The sequence below is a fragment of the Nitratireductor aquibiodomus NL21 = JCM 21793 genome (assembly GCF_000615975.1).
GTDB classification, from domain to species: domain Bacteria; phylum Pseudomonadota; class Alphaproteobacteria; order Rhizobiales; family Rhizobiaceae; genus Nitratireductor; species Nitratireductor aquibiodomus.
In genome coordinates this window covers 1-1118 of the sequence record NZ_BAMP01000187.1, presented here as the reverse complement: position 1 = coordinate 1118, position 1118 = coordinate 1, and the positions used below count along the sequence as shown (strand labels likewise).

Sequence of the window (1118 nt, the reverse complement as noted above, 5' to 3'; positions counted from 1 at the left end):
CGCGCCCGCGCGGTCAATCCGCGCTTCATCGAAGGGCAGTTGCGCCATGGCCCGCGCGGTGCGGCGGAACTGACGGAAACGGTGGACCGGCTGATCGGCTTTGCGGAGACCACGGATGCGGTTTCAGGCAGCCTGATCGATGCCGTGTTCGACGCTTATCTCGGCGATGAACGGGTGCGCGATTTTCTTCTGGCGGAAAACCCTGCCGCCGCGCATGCCATGGCGGAACGGTTTCACGCCGCCCGCAAACGCGGCCTCTGGCACCCGCGCCGCAATTCCGTCGATGCCGATCTGGCCGCACTTCTTGCGGAGGCGACGGCATGACGATGCGACGCGGCGCATGCCCCACACTCTCCGCCCCCATGAAAACCGGTGACGGGCTGCTCGCGCGGATTGCGCCGGCCCATGGCGCGCTGACGCCTCAGAAGCTGGCGGGCATCGCAAAAGCGGCGGGCCGGCATGGCAACGGCATTCTGGAAGTGACCGCGCGTGGAAAGCTGCAGATACGCGGACTGACGGCTGAGAGCGCGCCCCTGTTTGCCACGGAAATCAACGCGCTCGATCTTGGTCCCGTAGAGGGGTTTGCGGTGGAAACGGGGTCGCTTGCGCCCCTGCCCCGGCTTGCACAGCGCATCGACGCGCATGTCGCGGCGCATGGTCTTGGCCCATGCCTCGCGCCAAAAGTGTCCGTCACGGTCGATTGCGGCGGGGCGTTGCATCTCGATGCGATCAGCGCCGACATAAAGCTCATCATGGCTGATGACGGGCAATGGCTGATCGGCGTCGGCGGCAATGGCGCGACGGCGCACTGGCTAGGCTCAGGCGATGAGCAGGCGGTGGGTGCTGTGGCGCTCACTGTGCTCGATCTTCTGGCGCAGACCGGCGGGCGGGCGCGCGATTTCACGCAGGCGCAGAAAGATGCGCTCCGGATGGGACTTGATCCATCTGCGGAATATCCAGCACGGGCTGATAGCGCGCCGGTTGGTCGGTTCGCGCTCGAGGGCGGAGAAAGCGCGCTGGGCATCGCCTTGCCCTTCAGCCAGATTTCAGCGGAAGCGCTGATGGCGCTCTGCGAGGCTGTATCCGATGCAAGCGAATCCGACCCTTAGCGCCCGCGG

General features: G+C 66.2%; 2 protein-coding genes. Both read left to right on the top strand.

Annotated features, from left to right (window positions below):
• Positions 1-324 (top strand): cobaltochelatase subunit CobN (locus JCM21793_RS28010; RefSeq protein WP_036541731.1); only part of this gene is annotated, 324 nt, incomplete at its 5' end.
• The gene (locus tag JCM21793_RS23090; RefSeq protein WP_025031874.1) at positions 321-1109 is read left to right on the top strand and encodes a ferredoxin-like domain-containing protein; all 789 of its coding nucleotides are present in this window, start codon (positions 321-323) and stop codon (positions 1107-1109) included. The genes JCM21793_RS28010 and JCM21793_RS23090, both read left to right, overlap by 4 nt.
• Positions 1110-1118 lie beyond the last annotated feature (9 nt).

What these genes read in the sequence shown, in the direction of transcription:
- JCM21793_RS23090 (WP_025031874.1), top strand. Translation starts at nt 321, where the DNA reads ATGACGATGCGACGCGGCGCATGCCCCACACTCTCCGCCCCCATGAAA.